The 17,714-nt window shown below is 62.8% G+C and carries 21 protein-coding genes; 7 read left to right on the top strand and 14 right to left on the bottom strand.

What is annotated here, in order from left to right; translation table 11 throughout:
* Positions 1-4: 4 nt before the first annotated feature.
* A complete protein-coding gene (locus WCY17_RS00535) occupies positions 5-928 on the bottom strand; it encodes a folate-binding protein YgfZ (protein WP_372700207.1) in 924 nt (307 codons plus the stop codon).
* A 103-nt stretch (positions 929-1,031) separates the two neighbouring features.
* Here WCY17_RS00535 and mltG point away from each other — a divergent pair, with 103 nt between their 5' ends.
* The 5 genes from mltG to WCY17_RS00510 are packed head-to-tail and all read left to right on the top strand — an operon-like array spanning position 1,032 to position 5,533.
* A complete protein-coding gene (mltG, locus tag WCY17_RS00530) occupies positions 1,032-2,042 on the top strand; it encodes an endolytic transglycosylase MltG (protein WP_372700206.1) in 1,011 nt (336 codons plus the stop codon).
* A gap of 18 nt (positions 2,043-2,060) precedes the next feature.
* Positions 2,061-2,714 carry a dTMP kinase gene (gene tmk, locus WCY17_RS00525; protein ID WP_372700205.1) on the top strand — a complete coding sequence of 218 codons (654 nt, stop codon included), beginning with the start codon at positions 2,061-2,063 and terminating at the stop codon, positions 2,712-2,714.
* A gap of 1 nt (position 2,715) precedes the next feature.
* A complete protein-coding gene (gene holB / locus WCY17_RS00520; protein ID WP_372700204.1) occupies positions 2,716-3,726 on the top strand; it encodes a DNA polymerase III subunit delta' in 1,011 nt (336 codons plus the stop codon).
* 4 nt (positions 3,727-3,730) lie between these two features.
* The gene (locus WCY17_RS00515; RefSeq protein ID WP_372700203.1) at positions 3,731-4,522 is read left to right on the top strand and encodes a TatD family hydrolase; all 792 of its coding nucleotides are present in this window, start codon (positions 3,731-3,733) and stop codon (positions 4,520-4,522) included.
* A gap of 51 nt (positions 4,523-4,573) precedes the next feature.
* On the top strand, positions 4,574-5,533 hold the full coding sequence (locus WCY17_RS00510; protein ID WP_372700202.1) for an ankyrin repeat domain-containing protein: 960 nt from the start codon (positions 4,574-4,576) through the stop codon (positions 5,531-5,533).
* 5 nt (positions 5,534-5,538) lie between these two features.
* On the opposite strand, the gene WCY17_RS00505 is transcribed toward WCY17_RS00510, so the two are convergent.
* The 4 genes from WCY17_RS00505 to WCY17_RS00490 form a co-directional block, all read right to left on the bottom strand.
* Positions 5,539-6,333: an RsiV family protein gene (locus WCY17_RS00505; RefSeq protein WP_372700201.1), complete on the bottom strand. Its 795-nt coding sequence runs from the start codon at positions 6,331-6,333 to the stop codon at positions 5,539-5,541.
* A gap of 23 nt (positions 6,334-6,356) precedes the next feature.
* Positions 6,357-7,103 (bottom strand): SDR family NAD(P)-dependent oxidoreductase, encoded by a 747-nt coding sequence (locus WCY17_RS00500; protein ID WP_372700307.1) that lies wholly within the window; start codon positions 7,101-7,103, stop codon positions 6,357-6,359.
* A gap of 143 nt (positions 7,104-7,246) precedes the next feature.
* Entirely contained in the window at positions 7,247-7,816 is a 570-nt protein-coding gene (locus WCY17_RS00495; RefSeq protein ID WP_372700200.1) for a TMEM165/GDT1 family protein, read from the bottom strand.
* 128 nt (positions 7,817-7,944) lie between these two features.
* Positions 7,945-8,277, bottom strand: a complete 333-nt coding sequence (locus tag WCY17_RS00490) for a c-type cytochrome (protein ID WP_372700199.1) — start codon at positions 8,275-8,277, stop codon at positions 7,945-7,947.
* A 300-nt stretch (positions 8,278-8,577) separates the two neighbouring features.
* Between WCY17_RS00490 and WCY17_RS00485 the strand changes: the two genes are divergently transcribed.
* Positions 8,578-9,078 carry a TlpA disulfide reductase family protein gene (locus WCY17_RS00485; protein ID WP_372700198.1) on the top strand — a complete coding sequence of 167 codons (501 nt, stop codon included), beginning with the start codon at positions 8,578-8,580 and terminating at the stop codon, positions 9,076-9,078.
* Here the strand turns inward: WCY17_RS00485 and WCY17_RS00480 are convergent.
* The 5 genes from WCY17_RS00480 to WCY17_RS00460 form a co-directional block, all read right to left on the bottom strand.
* On the bottom strand, positions 8,960-9,820 hold the full coding sequence (locus WCY17_RS00480; protein WP_372700306.1) for a slipin family protein: 861 nt from the start codon (positions 9,818-9,820) through the stop codon (positions 8,960-8,962). The genes WCY17_RS00485 and WCY17_RS00480 overlap by 119 nt on opposite strands.
* On the bottom strand, positions 9,820-10,149 hold the full coding sequence (locus WCY17_RS00475; protein ID WP_372700197.1) for an NfeD family protein: 330 nt from the start codon (positions 10,147-10,149) through the stop codon (positions 9,820-9,822). Before WCY17_RS00475 ends, WCY17_RS00480 begins: the two co-directional genes overlap by 1 nt.
* A 106-nt stretch (positions 10,150-10,255) precedes the next feature.
* Positions 10,256-10,621 (bottom strand): DUF488 domain-containing protein, encoded by a 366-nt coding sequence (locus tag WCY17_RS00470; protein ID WP_372700196.1) that lies wholly within the window; start codon positions 10,619-10,621, stop codon positions 10,256-10,258.
* A 120-nt stretch (positions 10,622-10,741) separates the two neighbouring features.
* Entirely contained in the window at positions 10,742-12,145 is a 1,404-nt protein-coding gene (gene fumC / locus WCY17_RS00465) for a class II fumarate hydratase (protein WP_372700195.1), read from the bottom strand.
* Between the two features lie 69 nt (positions 12,146-12,214).
* Positions 12,215-13,255, bottom strand: coding sequence for a type I glyceraldehyde-3-phosphate dehydrogenase (locus WCY17_RS00460; RefSeq protein WP_372700194.1), 1,041 nt, complete (start codon positions 13,253-13,255; stop codon positions 12,215-12,217).
* Between the two features lie 151 nt (positions 13,256-13,406).
* Between WCY17_RS00460 and WCY17_RS00455 the strand changes: the two genes are divergently transcribed.
* Positions 13,407-14,018 (top strand): glutathione S-transferase family protein, encoded by a 612-nt coding sequence (locus tag WCY17_RS00455; protein ID WP_372700193.1) that lies wholly within the window; start codon positions 13,407-13,409, stop codon positions 14,016-14,018.
* Positions 14,019-14,031: 13 nt separating this feature from the next.
* Here WCY17_RS00455 and WCY17_RS00450 read toward each other — a convergent pair whose 3' ends face one another.
* Genes WCY17_RS00450 through livH form a run of 4 tightly spaced genes read right to left on the bottom strand, consistent with a single transcriptional unit; the run spans position 14,032 to position 17,649 of the window.
* On the bottom strand, positions 14,032-14,733 hold the full coding sequence (locus WCY17_RS00450) for an ABC transporter ATP-binding protein (protein WP_372700192.1): 702 nt from the start codon (positions 14,731-14,733) through the stop codon (positions 14,032-14,034).
* A gap of 2 nt (positions 14,734-14,735) precedes the next feature.
* Positions 14,736-15,500, bottom strand: coding sequence for a high-affinity branched-chain amino acid ABC transporter ATP-binding protein LivG (gene livG, locus WCY17_RS00445; RefSeq protein WP_372700191.1), 765 nt, complete (start codon positions 15,498-15,500; stop codon positions 14,736-14,738).
* Complete coding sequence (livM, locus tag WCY17_RS00440) at positions 15,497-16,720, bottom strand: high-affinity branched-chain amino acid ABC transporter permease LivM (protein WP_372700190.1); 1,224 nt, start codon at positions 16,718-16,720, stop codon at positions 15,497-15,499. Before livM ends, livG begins: the two co-directional genes overlap by 4 nt.
* Complete coding sequence (gene livH, locus WCY17_RS00435) at positions 16,720-17,649, bottom strand: high-affinity branched-chain amino acid ABC transporter permease LivH (RefSeq protein WP_372700189.1); 930 nt, start codon at positions 17,647-17,649, stop codon at positions 16,720-16,722. Before livH ends, livM begins: the two co-directional genes overlap by 1 nt.
* Positions 17,650-17,714: the final 65 nt, after the last annotated feature.

Here is a 17,714-nt window from a genome sequence, read left to right as displayed (position 1 = left end):
GCTTTCAGGCCATGTGCAGATCCAGGGCTGGCGCCTGCGCGTGGCCCGGCGCCAGCCACAGGCTGGGGCCATCGGCCACCAGGGCCTCGGCCGCCGCATACAGCCGGCCGTTCCAGATGCAGGCTTCGATCAGCCGCGCTGCCGGCCGATCGCTGCCGCCCGGTACGAACAGATCCGTGCCCGCCGCGGGTTCAGCCCCTGAATCAGGCCAGGGCCCGCTGCCAACGGCCAGGCGCCGCTTGGCCGTGCCGCGGTAATGGCTGCGGGCAATGATTTCCTGGCCCGGGTAGCACCCTTTCTGAAAATGGATGGTGCCGTTCAGGTCCATGTTCAGCGCTGCCGGCAGGAACATCCCCTGAGTTGCAGCGCGGATCATGGGCCAACCCGCCAGCAGGCGGCTGGCCCGCCAGGCTGCGGCATCGTCGGCCTGCGGCATGGCCTCCTCTGGTGCCGCTGTGTGGCTGACGTGCCAGGCCGAGGGCAGGGCAGGGCAGCTGTCGGGGCCCGACACCCACCAGCCCTTGTCATCGGACTGCACCGACCAGGACGGTGCGGCGTGCAGGCGTTCGGGCACGTGTTCGTGCCCGCGTGCAGCCATGATGGGCAAGGTGCCATCAAGCACGATGCGCACGTCGGCACGCATCACGTAGCGTTGCATGCGCTGCTGCAGCCCGCTGGCCAGATCGCTGGCAACCATCAGATACAAAGCGTCCGGCTCGTGGGTTGCCCAGACCATGCCGTTGGCCAGCAGCCGCCCCTGGGCCGTACAGTACGCAGCCGGACGGGCTTGGCCCGGTTCCAGATCCTGCACACTCTGTGTCAGTTGGGCGTGAAGAAAGGCGCGCGCATCGCGACCCGTGAAATGCAGGCAGGCGATGTCGGCCAGCAGCCATTGACCGCACAGGTCAGAAAAATGAGCAGGATCCATGGTCTTGCCGCAAATCATCCGGAAATCATAGAAGCTTTCATCATACCGTTCCAGGGCTGCCATCGCTACGGCAGCGTCCGGAGATTACAGTACACTGGCGGGCATGAAAAAATTCCTCCGTTCCGCAGTCTGGCTGATGGTGTTGGCGCTGTTGCTTGCCGCAGCCGCCGCGGCCGTTGCGGCATGGTGGGGTTGGCAGCGTGCGGTGCCCATGCGGGCGCCCGTCGTGGATTATCTGATCGAACGGGGCAGCACGCCCAGGCAGATCGCACAGGCCATGCAGCACGCCGGCATCGACATACCGGCCAGCGCATTCGTCGCCCTGGCCCGTTTCAGCGGCCAGGACAAACACCTCAAGGCCGGTGCCTACGAGGCGAGGCAAGGGGATACGCCCTGGCAGTTGTTGCAGCGCATGGCCAATGGCGACATGACGCTGGTACGGCTCACCTTCCCCGAAGGCTGGACATTCGCGCAGATTCGCGCCGCTCTGGACGCCAGCCCGCAGGTGCGGCATGATACCCTTGGCATGGACGAGCCCGCTCTGCTGGCCGAACTGGGCCTGGATGCGCAATCAGCCGAAGGTCTGCTCCATCCGGATACCTATGTGTTCGTGCCGGGCAGCTCCGATCTCGACATCCTGCGCCGGGCAGTCAAGGCCGGCCAGCAGATCCTCGCCCAGGCCTGGGCGGCGCGGGACCCCGATCTGCCACTGGATGCGCCTTACCAGGCGCTGATTCTGGCCTCGATCATCGAGAAAGAAACCGGCCATGGTGGTGACCGGGCCCGGGTCGCAGGTGTCTTTGCCAACCGCCTGCGGGCCGGCATGCCGCTGCAGACGGATCCAACGGTGATCTACGGCCTGGGTCCAGACTACCAGGGGCGCTTGCGCAAAAAGGATCTGCAGCGTGACACGCCATGGAACACCTATACTCGCACGGGCCTGCCGCCCACACCGATTGCCAATCCGGGCAGGGCGGCCCTCGAAGCCGCGCTGCATCCCGAACGGCACAAATATTACTACTTCGTGTCCAGGGGAGATGGCACGAGCGAATTTTCCACCAACCTGGGCGCGCACAACCGGGCGGTAGCCAAATACATCCTGAACAAACCCTGACTCGAGCACATCCAGAGCATGCGCCAATCTGCCTGTTTCATCACACTCGAAGGCCTCGATGGGGCTGGCAAAAGCACCCATGTCCCCTGGATTGAGGCGTGGCTGCGCCAGGCCGGGGTTCATCTGCTGAGTACCCGTGAACCGGGTGGCACACCGCTGGGCGAAGCCCTGCGCGAGCTGCTGCTCCACCAGGACATGCAGGCACGCACCGAGGCCCTGCTCATGTTCGCGGCCCGCAATGAACTCTGGCAGACGCGTATCCAGCCCGCACTGGCGCAAGGCCAATGGGTGCTGTGCGACCGCCACATCGATGCATCCTACGCCTACCAGGGCGGGGGCAGGGCGCTGGGACACGAGGCGATACGCCAACTGGATGACTGGGTCATGCAGGGCCGGACACCCGACTGCACGCTACTCTTCGATCTGGCACCCGATCTGGCCCGTCGCCGCGTAGGCCGGGGCGAGGGCGGCCCTGACCGCTTCGAACAGGAGTCCACGGCGTTTTTCCTGCGCGTCAGGCAGGCGTATCATGAACGCGTTGCCGCAGATCCTGAACGCTTTCATGTGCTCGATGGCAGTCTGCCCGTGCACGCGATCCAGGATCGGCTGGGCAGGATACTGCAGCAGTTGGTCGATCAATTCGCCGGCCACTCGAACGGCAGTACATCCTGATATGCAAACTGGGTCATTCCTTCCCTGGCAAACAGAGGCTGCACGCCACTGGCTCGCCGCACGCGAACGCTTTGCACATGCCTGGCTGATCCACGGCCAGCGCGGCACCGGGCAGCAATCGTTCGCCCAGGGCGGTGCTGCCGCGCTGCTGTGCGAGAGCCCGGCCGATCACGGTATCGCCTGCGGACACTGCCAGGCCTGTCGCTGGGTGCAGTCAGGCAACCACCCCGATCTGCGCCGGATACGTCCAGACGCCATGGCCCTGGAAGAGGGCGATGAGGTGGATATGGACAACCGCAAGCAGGCCTCCAGCGAGATCCGCATCGACCAGCTGCGCGCACTGCTGCCGTGGTTCAATCTGGCGACACACCGGGGCGGCTGGCGGGTGGCCTTGCTGTATCCGGCCGAGGCGTTGAACCCCGCGGCTGCAAATGCATTGCTCAAGACGCTCGAAGAACCGCCTGTGCGCACCGCATTCCTGCTGGTGTGCGATGCGCCGGATCGCCTCTTGCCTACGCTCGTATCGCGCTGCCGTCGTCTGCATCTGCCACCGCCCACCACAGCCCAGGCACTGCAGTGGCTGCAGGCCCAGGGGGTCGATCAGCCCGCAGCGCGCCTGGCGGCCAGCGGAGGCGCTCCCCTGCTGGCCACAGACAGGGCCGATCAGGCCGTGATTCCAGAGTTTCTGCAGACATTTCTTTCGCTCTCGGCAGACAAGGCGGGGGCCCCGATGCTGGCAGAAGCGCTTCTGCAACAGCATCCACAGGTCTGGATCGATGCCTTTCAGCGCCTGTGGCTCGATATCGGTCTGGTCGAGCGCGGGCAGCCTGCCCGCTATTATCCCGGCATGCAGGCCGAGCTTGCCCAGGCGGCCAGGCAGCTGAGCGCATCGAACTGGGCCGGCGTCGCACGCTGGCTGGTTGAACAGCAACGCCTCGCGCGCCATCCGCTCAACCCGGGCTCATGGGCCGCCCACGCCGCCAACCGCCTGCTCTCCGTTTTTCAAGGCTGACACTATGTATGTCGATTCACATTGTCATCTGAATGATCCGGCTCTGGTTGCGGACCTGCCCGGGATTCTCGCCCGCATGCACCACGCCCAGGTCGGGCACGCCCTGGTGGTGGGTGTCAATTTGCGCGACTGGCCGGGCCTGCTGGCGCTGGTCGAATCGCATCCCCGCCTCCTGCGCGCATCCGTGGGGGTGCATCCGGCCAATGACCCCGAAGATGAAGACGGTCTGGAACCCACACTGCAAGACCTTCTGCAACGGGCCGGGCATCCGGCGGTGGTGGCGATCGGCGAGACGGGGCTGGATTATTTTCGTATCAGCGAACCGTCTGTCACGCAACAGGCGCGTTTCCGTCTGCATATCCAGGCCGCGAACCAGGCGGGGCTGCCGCTGATCATTCATACTCGGGCCGCGGCGGCCGACACCCTGCGTCTGATGCGCGAGGAGCAGGCTCATGCGGGTGTCATGCATTGCTTCACCGAAAACTGGGATGTGGCGCAAGCGGCGATGGATCTGGGTTTCCATATTTCCTTTTCGGGCATCGTGACCTTCAAGAATGCGCGCGAGATCCAGGATGTGGCCCGCCGCATGCCCCTCGAGCGGATGCTGATCGAGACCGACGCACCGTATCTGGCGCCGGTTCCCCACCGCGGCAAGCGCAACGACCCGTCACGCGTCATCCACGTGGCCGAGAAGATTGCCGAACTGCGCGGGGTACCGGTCGGCACCATCGCCGAAGCCACCACACACAATTATTTCACGCTGTTCGAGAAGGCTGCCGCGTCTGCTGAAGCCTGACACACGACGCGACAGGCCCGGGCGTTCGGGGCAGGTCGCCCAGGAGACTCCATGGTTTATCCCACGACAAACTTCAACCTGTTGCGTGCCTTCAGGCAGGGTCGTCCGCGGCACGCAATCGAGCCGCGATCCGGGGCTGGGCGGGGGCTGCCGATCCAGGGGTGGGCCCGCAGGCTGTTGCTGGCCTGGCTGGTCTTCGTTCCGGCCCTCTGCCTGGCCATACAGGTTCAGGTCGACCCACCCTCTGACTGGTGGTCGGCGATACGCCGGGATGACGCCACGACCGTACAGGAGATGCTTCTGCGCCGGGTGGATCCGACGGCGTTCAACACGCAGGGCAATCCAGCCCTGACACAGGCCGCAAGGGACCAATCGTGGCGCGTGTTCGATCTGCTCGCCGTCACCCCCGAGGTTCAGATCGACCAGCCCAACGCGCTGGACGAAACCCCGCTGATGTACCTGGCCATACTGGGGCAGACCGCTCGTGCCGAGAAGCTGATACAGGCGGGGGCGCAGGTCAATCGCCTGGGCTGGACACCGCTGCATTATGCGGCCTCGAAGGCGCAGATGGACATGGCCCGATTGCTGATCGGGCAGGGCGCCATCGTCAATGCGCCGGGGCCGGACGGCACGACACCGCTCATGATGGCTGCGCTGTCCGGCAAGCGGGACATGGCCGAACTGCTGCTGTCGCAGGGGGCGGACCCGACCATGTTCAATGCCGCCGGCGAGACGGCCATCGACTGGGCCCACAAGCGCAACAATACGCGAATGGCCGCCTGGCTGGCCGGTGAGTCCCAAGCCTTTGCGGCACAGCGCCAGGCCCAGGCCAGAGCCCAGGTGCCCGCCGGAGCGCGCAGCATCACCGAGTATCAGGTGCCGGGCACGGCTCAGTCGGACAGTATCGCATCCGAACTTGCGGGGCAGGGCACGCCCGCCCAGGACGAGTCCTCGTTCTCGCGCTATTTCGACCTGGGACGCTTCGAGGATACACCTGCGGCCATGCCCTGAGGGCCTCAGCGGGCCGGTGGCAAGTAACGCGGGCGCAGGATGTCGTTGAGTTCGGCATAGGGGATCAGCAGTTCGGGCTGCCCCCAGGCATAGGGCGCAATTTCGTACGACTGGTACTTGGCCACCAGCCCCAGGTCGGTGAGCGCGACGTTGTCGGTGGGGGCAAACGGCCACATGCGCTTGAAGTCGGCCATCGTGTCGATGCTGTCGGCGTGTTCGAGCAGCCACTGCGCATGCGCGGCGCGCAGCCGCTCGTTGAAGGCGCCCAGTGAACCCGCTTGCAGCAGATCGTCGAGGGTCAGCACCTTTTCGGCGCCGTTGTCCCAATTGATGAATTGCGTGCCTGTGATCCCGTGGGCCATGCCGGTCTGGTACTGGCCCGAGGTCAGTTCGATTGTTGTCAGATCGGCATTGCGGTATCGCGTGCGCGCAATCAGGTTCACTTCATCGCGTGCGGCTGCCGTCTTCAGGTAGTACGTTTCGAATTCGGCTATCGTTTCGTAGGGGGCCGGCCGGTCCTGATCGAGCCACGTCATGCTGGCCAGCGCATAATCGACCAGGGTGCCCAGCCTGGGGTGGCCGGGAAACGTGAGTGAATCCACCACCAGCTTCGGGCACGTACCCTTGCAGCCTTCGGGTACCCGCGTATAACGCAGGGGTTGTGTGAAATAGCCCTGGCTGCTGGTTTCCTGATCCAGGGCCGCGGGCACCAGCGAGAGATCATCGCGCGGGCCGCTCGCGCAACCTGCCAGGACCAGGCCAGCAAGCAACAGGGGGATTGCGCGCTGCGGCAAACGCATGGAAAAGCAGTTCTGCATGGTCATCAGCCTTCCCGGTGGATCTTCAGACCCGCAAAGGCCTGTGTCACCGGCATCAGTTCGATGGCATTGATGTTGACCCGGCCCGGCCGTGTGGCCGCCCAGATGACGGCATCGGCCACATCTTCGGCGGTCAGCGCATCAGCGCCCTGGTAGACGGCGTCGGCGAGGGCGGCATCGCCCAGACGGACCTGCGAGAACTCGGTGCCGCTGCACAGCCCGGGTGCAATGGTGGTGACCCGGACGCGCGTGCCCCAGAGATCGGCCCGCAGGTTCTGGCTCAGCTGGTGCACGAAGGCCTTGCTGGCCCCGTAGACATTGCCGCCAGGATAGGGGTGCGTACCCGCCGTCGAGCCCAGATTGATGATGTGGCCTCGGTTGCGCTGCACCATGTCTGGCAGCACGGCATGCACGAGCCGCGTCAGCCCGAGCACGTTGGTGGCGATCATCTGTTCCCAGTCGGCCAGTTTCGAGTCTTGTGCCGGTGCGATACCCAGCGCCAGCCCGGCGTTGTTGACGAGTACATCGATGCCCCCGAAATCGGCATGAACCCTGGCAACCCCTTGCTCGACAGCGCTTGGGTCGGTGACATCCATGACCAGAGGGTGAAAATCGGTACCCAGTTTCGCGCGCAATTGCTCGAGCCGCTCGAGGCGGCGAGCGGCACCGATCACAACATGCCCCTGTGCGATCAGCCCTTCGGAAATCGCCGCCCCAAAGCCGGCCGAGGCGCCGGTGACCAACGCAATCAATGCCATATCAACCCCTTGTATTGCCGAGCCTGCCGGGGACGACAGGCCCGTGATCCAGAATGTCTTTTGCCGATGATATCAGGATCCGAGCGTTGGGCTGAAATGCGCATAATGTATATTATGTCAAGTAATGGATCCGCTTGCTATTGAAGCCACGAGGTGCCCGCCAGCAAGGTCGCCACGCCCAGCCCTGCAAACAGCAAGGCGGCGCCCGCCCTGACCCAGGCCAGCGGCAGGCGGTTCGTCAGGCGTGCGCCCAGATAGACTGCGGGCACGTTGGCCAGCATCATGCCCAGCGTACTGCCTGCCACCACGAGCGCAAGACTGTCGAAGCGCGCCGCGAGCGCCACCGTGGCGATCTGGGTCTTGTCGCCCATTTCGGCCAGGAAGAACATCAGGATGGTGGTCCACAGGATCCCTGTGCCGCGCAGCGGCCCGAGTGTCTGAATGCGATCCGGAAACAGCAGCCAGCCCGCCATCACCAGGAAGGACAGGCCAAGCACCCACGTGAGTATGTCGGGATCGAACCAGTGGGCGATGGTCTGGCCGACCAGACCGGCGAGAAGATGGTTCAGCAGCGTAGCCAGAAAGATGCCGAAGCAGATCAGGCCTGACCGGTGGAATCGCGCTGCCAGCACCATGGCCAGCAGTTGGGTCTTGTCGCCCATTTCGCCCAGCGCCACTACACCGACGCACACCCAGAATGCATCCATTTCGATTCAGTCCACCGATCGCACAGAGCTCGCATCCGGACGGCTGGCCGCAGAACGCGATCATGCCAAAAAAAGCGCCAGCCCTGATGGCTGGCGCTGCATTTTAGCAAACAGTGGTCTGCCGGATATCAGTGCGGTGCACCCGCGACCAGCCATTCGACCACGACTGCAATGTCGGCATCGGAGATGCCCACGTTGGGGGGCATGGGAATCGGCCCATAGACCCCGGAGCTGCCTTCCTTGATGTGCTTGGTGAGCACGGCCGCTGCATCGGCCTGCCCCTTGTGCTTGGCAGCCACTTCTTCGTAAGCGGGGCCGATGACTTTCTTGTCGACGGCATGGCACGCCAGGCAGGCATTGTTGGTCAGGATGGTGTTGACCTGCGCAAAATCAGGTGCTGCCTGGGCGGCAGATCCGGCAGCCATCAAGGACAGGCTCAGTGCAACAACGGAAAATTTCATGGGCAGGGTCTCCAAAGTATCCAGATTATGAACGGATTGAACAGGCTCCATTACACCACGACTGACCCGGGTATTGAAAGATAGGCATGCGCGCCGTATTGGTATTGCAATCCCGCACTGCCGGGCACGGATCCTGCCGGATGCCACCGGTGTGCGCGAACTGCGCCGGATCGGTCTCGATCGAACGCAAGGCGCCGACTGTCAAGGCTGAATGGAAATGTCCGGTTTTCTGCCAAGTGGAAGCGTCCGGGACGCTGCTGGTTTATGATGGTGATTGAATATGCTGTTGGGAACACGACGATGACATCAGGGCATGCGCTGCCAGAGTGGTCTGTGCAGACCTGGCTCAACTGGCCTGGCGACGCTGCTGCGCCCTCTCTCGATGGCCTGCGTGGCAAGGTGGTGGTGATCCATACGTTCCAGATGCTGTGCCCGGGCTGCGTGGCGCACGGCATTCCCCAGGCCAAGGCCATTCACCAGGCATTTCCGCCCGACCGGCTGCAGGTCGTGGGCCTGCACACCGTGTTCGAGCACCATGACGCCATGACCGAAGTCGCACTCAGGGCGTTCATCCACGAGTACCGCATCCACTTTCCGGTAGGGATGGACATGCCGGGCCTGCAGGGTCAGCCCATCCCGCAGACCATGCAGGCCTGGCGGCTCGAAGGCACCCCTACTCTGCTCATTCTGGATGATCTGGGGCGGGTTCGTCTGAACCATCTGGGGCAGGCTGAAGATTTGCGCGTGGGCGCGATACTGGGCCAGCTCCTGGCCGAGGCGCAGCACCGTGCTGCGGCATGAAGCCGGCCAGCAGATCGATGGGGATGGGAAACACCAGGGTCGATGACTTGTCGCCTGCCACCTGGGTCAGGGTATCGAGGTAGCGCAGCTGCATGGCAGACGGTTCACTGGCCAGGATGGTGGCGGCTTGAGCCAGCGCCCTGGAGGCCTGCAGTTCGCCCTCGGCATGGATGACCTTGGCGCGCCGCTCGCGCTCGGCTTCGGCCTGGCGCGCCATGGCACGGATCATGGTCTCGTTCAGGTCGATGTGCTTGATTTCCACATTGGTGACCTTGATGCCCCAGCCATCGGTCTGGGCATCGAGAATGGTCTGCACATCGGTATTCAGCTTTTCGCGTTCGGTCAGCATCTCGTCGAGTTCGTGCTTGCCCAGCACCGCACGCAAGGTCGTCTGCGCCAGTTGACTGGTGGCTTCGTAGTATTGCTCGACCTGGATGATGGCCTTGGCCGGGTCCACCACCCTGAAATACACCACGGCATTGACTCGCACCGACACGTTGTCGCGCGAGATCACGTCTTGCGGCTGCACGTCCATGGTGACCACGCGGGTATCCACCCGCACCAGCTGCTGCAGGAAAGGAATCACGATGATCAGCCCGGGCCCCTTGGTGCCCCCATACCGGCCGAGCGTAAAAATGACCCCCCGCTCGTATTCGCGCAAAATCCTGAACAGCCGGAGCAGCACGGTAAAAAGGAAAACCAGTACGATCAGGCTGATGAAGGAGCCCATATTCAGGAACATCATGACAGTACCTCTGTGATCTCGTTGGAATCGCCTGACGGCTCGACCTGCAGTACCAGGCCCTGCACACTGCGCACCTGGATCGCCTGCCCGGTTTTCAGTGGCACGCGGGCCCGGATCTGCCAGACCTCACCGCGCACCAGGGCCCAGCCGCGACCACGCAGATCGGTGTCCTGGGTGACCTCGCCCATCATGCCGGGCAGTTCTTCGTTACCGGCCTGAGCCCTCTGGCGCTGGGCCTGGATCGCGATCACCGCCGCCAGCACGAAGATCAGCAGCATCAGGCCCAGTGCCCATGCGGATTGTGAACCAAAATAGATCAGCAGCATGTATCACCTGAACCATGAGTGCCCGAACCATGGGCCTGCGAAACCGGCCGCCGCCCTGCGCCCCCTGCCCTTGCCGTCTTTGTTTCTGTCTGCGCTTCCAGCTGGATCATGCCTGCAAGGTTCGCAGGACATCGGCCAGGACCACTGCCTGATTGTGCTCCGTGTCACGGGCAGCATACAGCAAGGTCAGGGATCGATCCCCAGCCTGATCCAGCAGCATCTTCAGGCGCTGCTGGACTTCGGGTGTCTGCAGTTCCTTGAGATAATCCTGCCGAAAGCCGTCCCAGCGTTGGGGCTTGTGGCCAAACCACGTGCGCAGCGCCGTGCTGGGGGCCAGATCCTTGCACCAGAGGTCGTATCTGAATGTAGCCTTGGAAAGCCCGCGTGGCCACAGGCGGTCGACCAGCACGCGCAGGCCGTCGGTATCGTCGGGCGCTTCATAGGCCCGTTTGATGTGTATCGTGTTTGCCATGTCCGTATCCCCTGCCCCGGGATGAAGAACCGGTTCGACCCGCAATGCCCGAAGCGCCTGACGCGCTGCCGGGCCCAGCCTGGCGCAAGGATCGGGACGATCTGCATCGGATCATCGGCCTCAGGCCGTGCTGGGATGGGTCATGTCCAGGGGCACTATCCATTCATCGTACTGCGCATCGGTCAGAAAACCCAGCGCCAGGGCAGCCTCGCGCAAGGTGCTGGACTCTTTGTGGGCCTTTTTGGCGATGGCCGCGGCCTTGTCGTAGCCAATGTGACGATTCAGGGCCGTGACCAGCATCAGATTCTTTTCGAGGTTGCTCTCGATGCGCCGGAGATTGGGTTCGATGCCCACGGCACAATGCGCATTGAACGAAAGGCAGGCATCGGCCAGCAATTCGATGCTCTCGAGCACATTGTGCACCATGACCGGCTTGTACACATTGAGCTGGAAATTGCCCTGCGAGCCGGCAAATGCCACCGCCGCATCGTTGCCGTAGACCTGAACACAGACCATGGTGAGGGCTTCGCACTGGGTGGGATTGACCTTGCCCGGCATGATGGACGAACCGGGTTCATTCTCGGGAATGTCCAGTTCGCCAATACCACAGCGTGGGCCACTTGCCAGCCAGCGCACGTCATTGGCGATCTTCATGAGCGCGCCGGCCAGCGTACGCAAGGCCGCCGACAGATTCACCAGGGCGTCATGGGCCGAAAGTGCAAAGAACTTGTTCTCTGCGCTCACAAAGGGCTGGCCCGTGAGTGCGGCGATATGGGCGGCCGCACGCGCGCCGAACTCGGGGTGTGCGTTCAGGCCGGTGCCAACGGCGGTACCGCCGATCGCCAGGCTATGGATGCCTGGCAAGGCAAGTTGCACGCATTCGAGCGCAAAATCGATCTGCGCCACCCAGGCGCTGATTTCCTGGCCTACGGTGATGGGCGTGGCATCCTGCAAATGCGTACGGCCGGTCTTCACGATCTGCCCGGTTTCGTGAGCCTTGGCAGCCAGTGTATCGCGCAGGGTGCGGATGGCCGGAAAGAATCGGCTTTGAAGCTCACTGGCCACAGCGATGTGCATGGCCGTGGGAAACGTGTCATTGGATGACTGGCCACGATTCACATGATCATTCGGGTGGACCGGTGCCTTGGAGCCCATTTTGCCGCCTGCCAGTTCGATCCCCCGGTTGGAAATCACCTCGTTGGCATTCATGTTGGATTGCGTACCCGATCCGGTCTGGAACACCACCAGCGGGAATTCGCCATCATGCCGGCCGTCGATGACCTCATCTGCGGCCTGGACGATCAGCGCGGCGATCTCTTCCGGCAATTCGCCGAGCTCTGCGTTGGCCAGGGCGGCCGCCTTCTTCAGGATCCCCAGCGCACGGATCATCGGTGACTGCCAGCGAAATCGATCGACGCCAATGGGAAAGTTCTCGATGGAGCGCTGGGTTTGCGCCCCCCAGTAATGCGTCGCGGGGACCTCGACGGCGCCCATCGAATCTGTTTCAGTGCGGCAGTCAGCCATGATGGAGAACTCCTGGAGAAAAAAATGATTCAGGCAATGAAAATCGGGACCAGGGACAGGCCACTGCCGTCATGATGGCCCGGCCTTGAAACAGCGCGCCCATGCGCTGGCGACATCGAGCATGCGACGGGCAAAACCCCATTCATTGTCGAACCAGAGCAGCAGGTTCGCAAAATGCCCCTGGTTGACGCTGGTCTGGCCCAGGTCGATGATCACGGAATGCGGATCGTGCACGAAATCCACGGATGCATGCGGCTGGCGCGTGCACGCGAACAGATCGGGCTGTACGTGGGCGGCCTCTTCGAACAGAGCGTTCAGCGCCCGGGCTGTCGTGTGCTGCTTCAGGTGCGCCACCAGATCGATCGCGGATACATTGTGGATCGGTACGCGTATGGCCTTCGCCTGGATCCGGCCCGCCAGATGGGGCAGGAGCCGTTCTACGCCGGCAGCCAGACCGGTGGCCACCGGAATGATGGATTGCATGGCCGAGCGCGTGCGGCGCAGGTCGGTATGGTGATAGCCATCGATCATGGGTTGGTCGTTCATGACCGAGTGCAGCGTACTGAGCATCACGCTGTGCACCCCAAGATGCCGCTCGAGGATGTCGAGCACCGGCACACTGGCATTGGTGGTGCAGGATGCGGCCGAGACAATCTTCTGGTGGCTGCCCAGGCCATTTTCGTTGATGCCGTAGACCACGGTGTGGTCCACGTCGTCGGCACCCTGTGCGGGATGCGACACCAGCACCCTGGGGCAACCGGCCGTGACGAACCGCTCGAGTTGCGGGCGAGTCGAATAATGCCCCGAGCATTCGAGCAGCACGTCGAGCCCCAGGTCATCCCAGGGTACCCCTTCGGGCGCCAGCGCATGGTTGATGGCGATGCGCTGGCCGTTGATCACCATGGCATCGCCCTGGGTCTCGACCGTACCGGGAAAGGGGCCATGCGTGGAATCGAAACGGGTCAGATGCACCATCGCATCGAGATCGGCCGGCTCGTTGATGGCCACGATCTGCATGTTCTGCCGGTAGGATGATTCGAACAGCGCACGCAGAACGCAGCGCCCTATTCTTCCGTAGCCATTGATGGCAATGCGCAAAGCGTCAGACATGGCAGAAACAAAAGTCGTGGAATGCAGCGATGGCCTGTAGTCTAACCGACGCGCGACCCGCCTGTCAGTTTGATGCGCCCAGGCGACATGCCAGTGACAGCTGGCCAGTGGTATAACATATCCTGTTGCTCACGCCCCAATTGGAACCCAGATGAAGCTTTATTATTTTCCCGGTGCCTGTCCCCTGGTCACCCACATCGTGCTCGAATGGATAGGCAAGCCCTATGATACCCAACGGCTTACCCGCGAAGAAACCAAAGAACCCGCCTATCTCGCACTCAACCCCGAAGGGCTGGTCCCCACGCTGGTCGATGGCGATTTCGTCCTCACGCAAAGCGCCGCCATACTCGAATACCTGGCCGAACTGAACCCCGAAGCCGATCTGCTTGGCAATGATCCCATCGGCCGCGCGGAAACCCGGCGCTGGCTCAGTTTCTGCAATTCCGACATACACCGGACATTCGGCCTGGTCTTCAAGGCCCCCCTGTTCACCGCTGGCGATGAGGCGGCCGCCCGGGCGGTATCGGCCAAGGCCACCGAAATGCTGCGCAGCTTCTTTGCCATCGCCAATGACCAGCTGCGCGGGCGTGATTGGCTCACCGGCAAACGCTCGGTGGCCGATCCTTACCTGTATGTCCTGTTGCGCTGGGCGCACGCCAAAGGGGTCCCCGTGGACGACTTCGCCGAGCTCACCCGCTTCCATGCCCGCATGGAGCGCGACCCCGGCGTACAGGCCGCGCTTGCCGCGCAGGATCTGGCCTGAGTTGGGTGCTCGATCAGGCCCCCAGGTAGGCCTTGCGCACATCGTCGTTCACCAGCAGATTGGCCCCCGTGTCGGCCATCACGACCTGACCCGTCTCGAGGACGTAGCCCCGATCGGCGACCTGCAGGGCCTTGTTGGCATTTTGCTCAACCAGAAACACGGTCACGCCTTCATCGCGAATGGTGCGTATGATGTCGAAGATCTGTGCAATGATCAGGGGCGCCAGACCCAGCGTGGGTTCATCCAGCAGCAGCAGTTTCGGGCGCGTCATGAGGGCCCGCCCAATGGCCAGCATCTGCTGTTCGCCACCCGACATGGTCCCTGCGCGCTGGCTGGCGCGTTCTTCCAGGCGTGGAAACAGCTCGAACACATGGGCCATGCTGTCTTCGGTCTGGCTGCGATTCAGGAAAAACGCCCCCATGTTCAGGTTCTCGTGGACGGTGAGATCGGGAAACACGCGCCGCCCTTCGGGGGATATGGCCATGCCCATCTGCATGATGACATGCGTGGGCAGGTGGGTGATGTCTTCACCCAGGAAGGTGATCCGGCCTGAACTCACCCTGGGGTTGCCGCAGACGGACATGAGCAAGGTGGTCTTGCCTGCACCATTGGCGCCGATCAGCGTGACGATCTCGCCCTGATTGACCTCGACCGACACGTCATTGAGTGCCTGGATGGCGCCATAGAACGTACTGACATTTTCAAGCTTGAGCACGGTCATTCCCCCAGGTAAGCCTTGATGACCCGTGGGTCGCGACGCACGTCATCAGGCAGGCCGGTCATGATCGGCTTGCCGTGCTCCATCACCAGAATGCGGTCCGATACCCCCATGACCAGGCTCATGTCGTGCTCGATGAGCAGCACGGCGACGTTGTATTCGTGGCGCAACTGATCGATCAGTACCTGGAGGTCGCGCTTTTCCTGGGGGTTCAGACCGGCGGCCGGTTCGTCGAGCATCAGCAGGCGCGGCCTGGTGATCATGCAGCGTGCGATTTCCAGCCGTCTCTGGTGGCCATAGGCCAGGTTGCCCGCCTCGCGGTTGGCATACTGCCGTATGCCCATGAAATCGAGCCATTGAACAGCGCGCTGCTTGGCCTCGGTTTCGGAATGGCGAAAAGAAGGCAGTTTCAGAAGGCCTTGCAACAAGCCGGTTTCCATGTGCGTATGCTGCGCCACCAGCAGGTTTTCGAGTACGGTGAGGCTCTTGAACAGACGCACATTCTGGAACGTCCGCACCAGGCCATGGCGTGCCACCCTGTGACTGGGCAGGCCCGTGATCGGCTGCCCATCCATGGTGATGGCGCCGGTGGTGGGTTTGTAGAATCCACCCACGCAGTTGAACACCGTTGTTTTCCCGGCGCCATTGGGCCCGATGATGGCAAAGACCTCGTCACGACGTACATCGAATCCGACCTGATCGACGGCCAGCAGGCCACCAAAACGCATGGTCAGCGCACTCACGCTCAGCAGTGTATCGCTCATGATTCCAGTTCCACTTGCGGGCGTTTCATGGGCAACAGACCCTGCGGCCGCCAGACCATCATGACCACCATGACCAGACCGAAGATCAGCATCCGGTATTCGGCAAATTCGCGCGCGAGTTCCGGCACCACAGTGAGCAGCACCGCGGCCAGGATCACACCGACCTGCGAGCCCATGCCCCCGAGCACCACGATCGCCAGAATCAGGGCGGATTCGATGAAGGTGAATGATTCCGGATTGACCAGGCCCTGGCGCGCCGCGAAAAAGGCGCCGCCAAACCCTGCAAACATTGCGCCCATGGTGAAGGCCGACAGCTTGATGTTGCGCGGGTTCAGGCCCAGGGAGCGACAGGCGATCTCGTCTTCGCGCAGCGCCTCCCAGGCGCGCCCGATCGGCATGCGGATGAGCCGGCTGGTGACGAACAAGGTAATGAGCACCAGAATGAGCGCCAGCAGATAGAGGTAGATGACCACGTGTTCGCTATTGAACGGGATCCCGAACGCCTCATGGAACGTGGGCGTGCCATCGAGCGAGCGGCGTGTGAGCTGGTAGCCCAGGAATGACGGCTTGGGAATCCCCGAGACCCCATCGGGCCCCCCCGTGAAGTCATACAGGTTGATGAGCAGCAGGCGGATGATCTCGCCAAAGCCCAGGGTGACGATGGCGAGGTAATCGCCCCGCAGGCGCAATACGGGGAAGCCCAGGATATAGCCGAAAAAGGCCGATACCATCCCGGAAAAAGGCAGTGCTTCCCAGAATGACCAGCCCAGCCAATGGTAGAGCAAGGCGTAGGTGTAGGCCCCGACGGCATAGAAACCCACAAAACCCAGGTCGAGCAGCCCGGCATAGCCCACCACGATGTTCAGGCCCAGGCCGAGCATGACGTAGATCAGCACCAGCGTGGCGATGTCCACCTGTGCCCGGCCAGTGAAAAATGGCCAGACCAATGCGAACAGCACCAATACCAGTATCACCTTGCGCCGTATGGAATCCGTGATCGCCGGGATCTGCAGACGCTTCGTGCCCGTCTTTCGGCGCTTCCACAGCGGACGCAGCATCTGGACCACAAAGATGATCAGCATGCCGCCAATGATCATCTTCCAGTCGGGCTGCAGGTAGGTTTCCTGGCCCCGGCGCAGGATTTGCAGGCCAAACACCGGTGCAATGATGACCCCGGCCATCAGGGCCGCAACCAGGGCGTTTTTGATCGTTTGACTCATCAGACTTTCTCGACCTCGGGTTTGCCCAGCAGCCCTGTGGGACGGAACAGCAGAATCAGCACGAGCAACATGAACGCGACGATGTCCTTGTACTGTGAGGAAATGAACGCCGCCGCAAAGGTTTCTGCCAGACCCAGCAGCACCCCGCCCAACATGGCGCCGGGGATGCTGCCGATGCCACCCAGCACGGCTGCCGTGAAGGCCTTGATGCCAGCGATGAAGCCGATGAAAGGATTGAGCTTGCCGATGGCCAGTGCGATCAGTACGCCACCGACGGCAGCCAGCATGGCCCCGATGACGAAGGTGATGGAAATGATTCGGCTGGTATCGATGCCCAGCAGATTGGCCATCCTGAGATCCTGCGAGCAGGCCCGCGAGGCCTGGCCTGTGCGGGAATACTTGATGAACAGGGACAGGCCGATCATCATCACGATGGTGACGAGAATGATCATGATGCGCGAATAAGGCGCCGTCACGGTGAAGTCGCTGGCACCCATGGTGAATTCGAGTGACCCGGTGACCAGCGACGGTACGGCCATGTCGCGGGCCCCCTGCCCTGTGGCCACCCAGTTCTGCAGGAAAATCGACATCCCGATGGCCGAGATCAGGGGCACCAGGCGCGGGCTGTTGCGCAACGGCGCATAGGCGATTTTTTCAACCGCGAAGCCATAGACCGCAGTGACCAGCACGGCCACCACCAGCATGGCCAGAATCATCAGGGGGATGGGAACGCCACTGCCGATGCCAATGGCCGAGAGCGTGACCAGCCCCACGTAGGCCCCGATCATGTAGATTTCGCCGTGAGCGAAATTGATCATGCCAATGATGCCATACACCATGGTGTAGCCAATGGCGATCAAGGCATAGATGGCACCCAGCGACAGGCCGTTGAACAACTGTTGCGTCAATAGGGGGAGCAGGTCGGACATGATGGCTCGGGGTTGAACGGGAAGACACCCGGCCCTTGCACGGGCCCGGGTGGTAGATGCCCCGG

This window comes from Castellaniella sp., from assembly GCF_041677825.1.
Taxonomy (GTDB): Bacteria; Pseudomonadota; Gammaproteobacteria; order Burkholderiales; family Burkholderiaceae_B; genus Castellaniella.
This window is presented reverse-complemented; position numbering and strand designations above follow the sequence as displayed.

Excerpts from the sequence above, each read along its gene's own strand:
- WCY17_RS00495 (WP_372700200.1), bottom strand. The coding sequence starts at position 7,816 with ATGGATGCATTCTGGGTGTGCGTCGGTGTAGTGGCGCTGGGCGAAATG.
- tmk (WP_372700205.1), top strand. The coding sequence starts at position 2,061 with ATGCGCCAATCTGCCTGTTTCATCACACTCGAAGGCCTCGATGGGGCT.
- WCY17_RS00485 (WP_372700198.1), top strand. The coding sequence starts at position 8,578 with ATGACATCAGGGCATGCGCTGCCAGAGTGGTCTGTGCAGACCTGGCTC.
- livM (WP_372700190.1), bottom strand. The coding sequence starts at position 16,720 with ATGAGTCAAACGATCAAAAACGCCCTGGTTGCGGCCCTGATGGCCGGG.
- livG (WP_372700191.1), bottom strand. The coding sequence starts at position 15,500 with ATGAGCGATACACTGCTGAGCGTGAGTGCGCTGACCATGCGTTTTGGT.
- livH (WP_372700189.1), bottom strand. The coding sequence starts at position 17,649 with ATGTCCGACCTGCTCCCCCTATTGACGCAACAGTTGTTCAACGGCCTG.
- WCY17_RS00470 (WP_372700196.1), bottom strand. The coding sequence starts at position 10,621 with ATGGCAAACACGATACACATCAAACGGGCCTATGAAGCGCCCGACGAT.
- WCY17_RS00480 (WP_372700306.1), bottom strand. The coding sequence starts at position 9,820 with ATGTTCCTGAATATGGGCTCCTTCATCAGCCTGATCGTACTGGTTTTC.
- WCY17_RS00505 (WP_372700201.1), bottom strand. The coding sequence starts at position 6,333 with ATGCGTTTGCCGCAGCGCGCAATCCCCCTGTTGCTTGCTGGCCTGGTC.
- WCY17_RS00460 (WP_372700194.1), bottom strand. The coding sequence starts at position 13,255 with ATGTCTGACGCTTTGCGCATTGCCATCAATGGCTACGGAAGAATAGGG.
- fumC (WP_372700195.1), bottom strand. The coding sequence starts at position 12,145 with ATGGCTGACTGCCGCACTGAAACAGATTCGATGGGCGCCGTCGAGGTC.
- WCY17_RS00475 (WP_372700197.1), bottom strand. The coding sequence starts at position 10,149 with ATGCTGCTGATCTATTTTGGTTCACAATCCGCATGGGCACTGGGCCTG.
- holB (WP_372700204.1), top strand. The coding sequence starts at position 2,716 with ATGCAAACTGGGTCATTCCTTCCCTGGCAAACAGAGGCTGCACGCCAC.
- WCY17_RS00455 (WP_372700193.1), top strand. The coding sequence starts at position 13,407 with ATGAAGCTTTATTATTTTCCCGGTGCCTGTCCCCTGGTCACCCACATC.
- WCY17_RS00515 (WP_372700203.1), top strand. The coding sequence starts at position 3,731 with ATGTATGTCGATTCACATTGTCATCTGAATGATCCGGCTCTGGTTGCG.
- WCY17_RS00535 (WP_372700207.1), bottom strand. The coding sequence starts at position 928 with ATGGATCCTGCTCATTTTTCTGACCTGTGCGGTCAATGGCTGCTGGCC.
- WCY17_RS00490 (WP_372700199.1), bottom strand. The coding sequence starts at position 8,277 with ATGAAATTTTCCGTTGTTGCACTGAGCCTGTCCTTGATGGCTGCCGGA.
- mltG (WP_372700206.1), top strand. The coding sequence starts at position 1,032 with ATGAAAAAATTCCTCCGTTCCGCAGTCTGGCTGATGGTGTTGGCGCTG.
- WCY17_RS00510 (WP_372700202.1), top strand. The coding sequence starts at position 4,574 with ATGGTTTATCCCACGACAAACTTCAACCTGTTGCGTGCCTTCAGGCAG.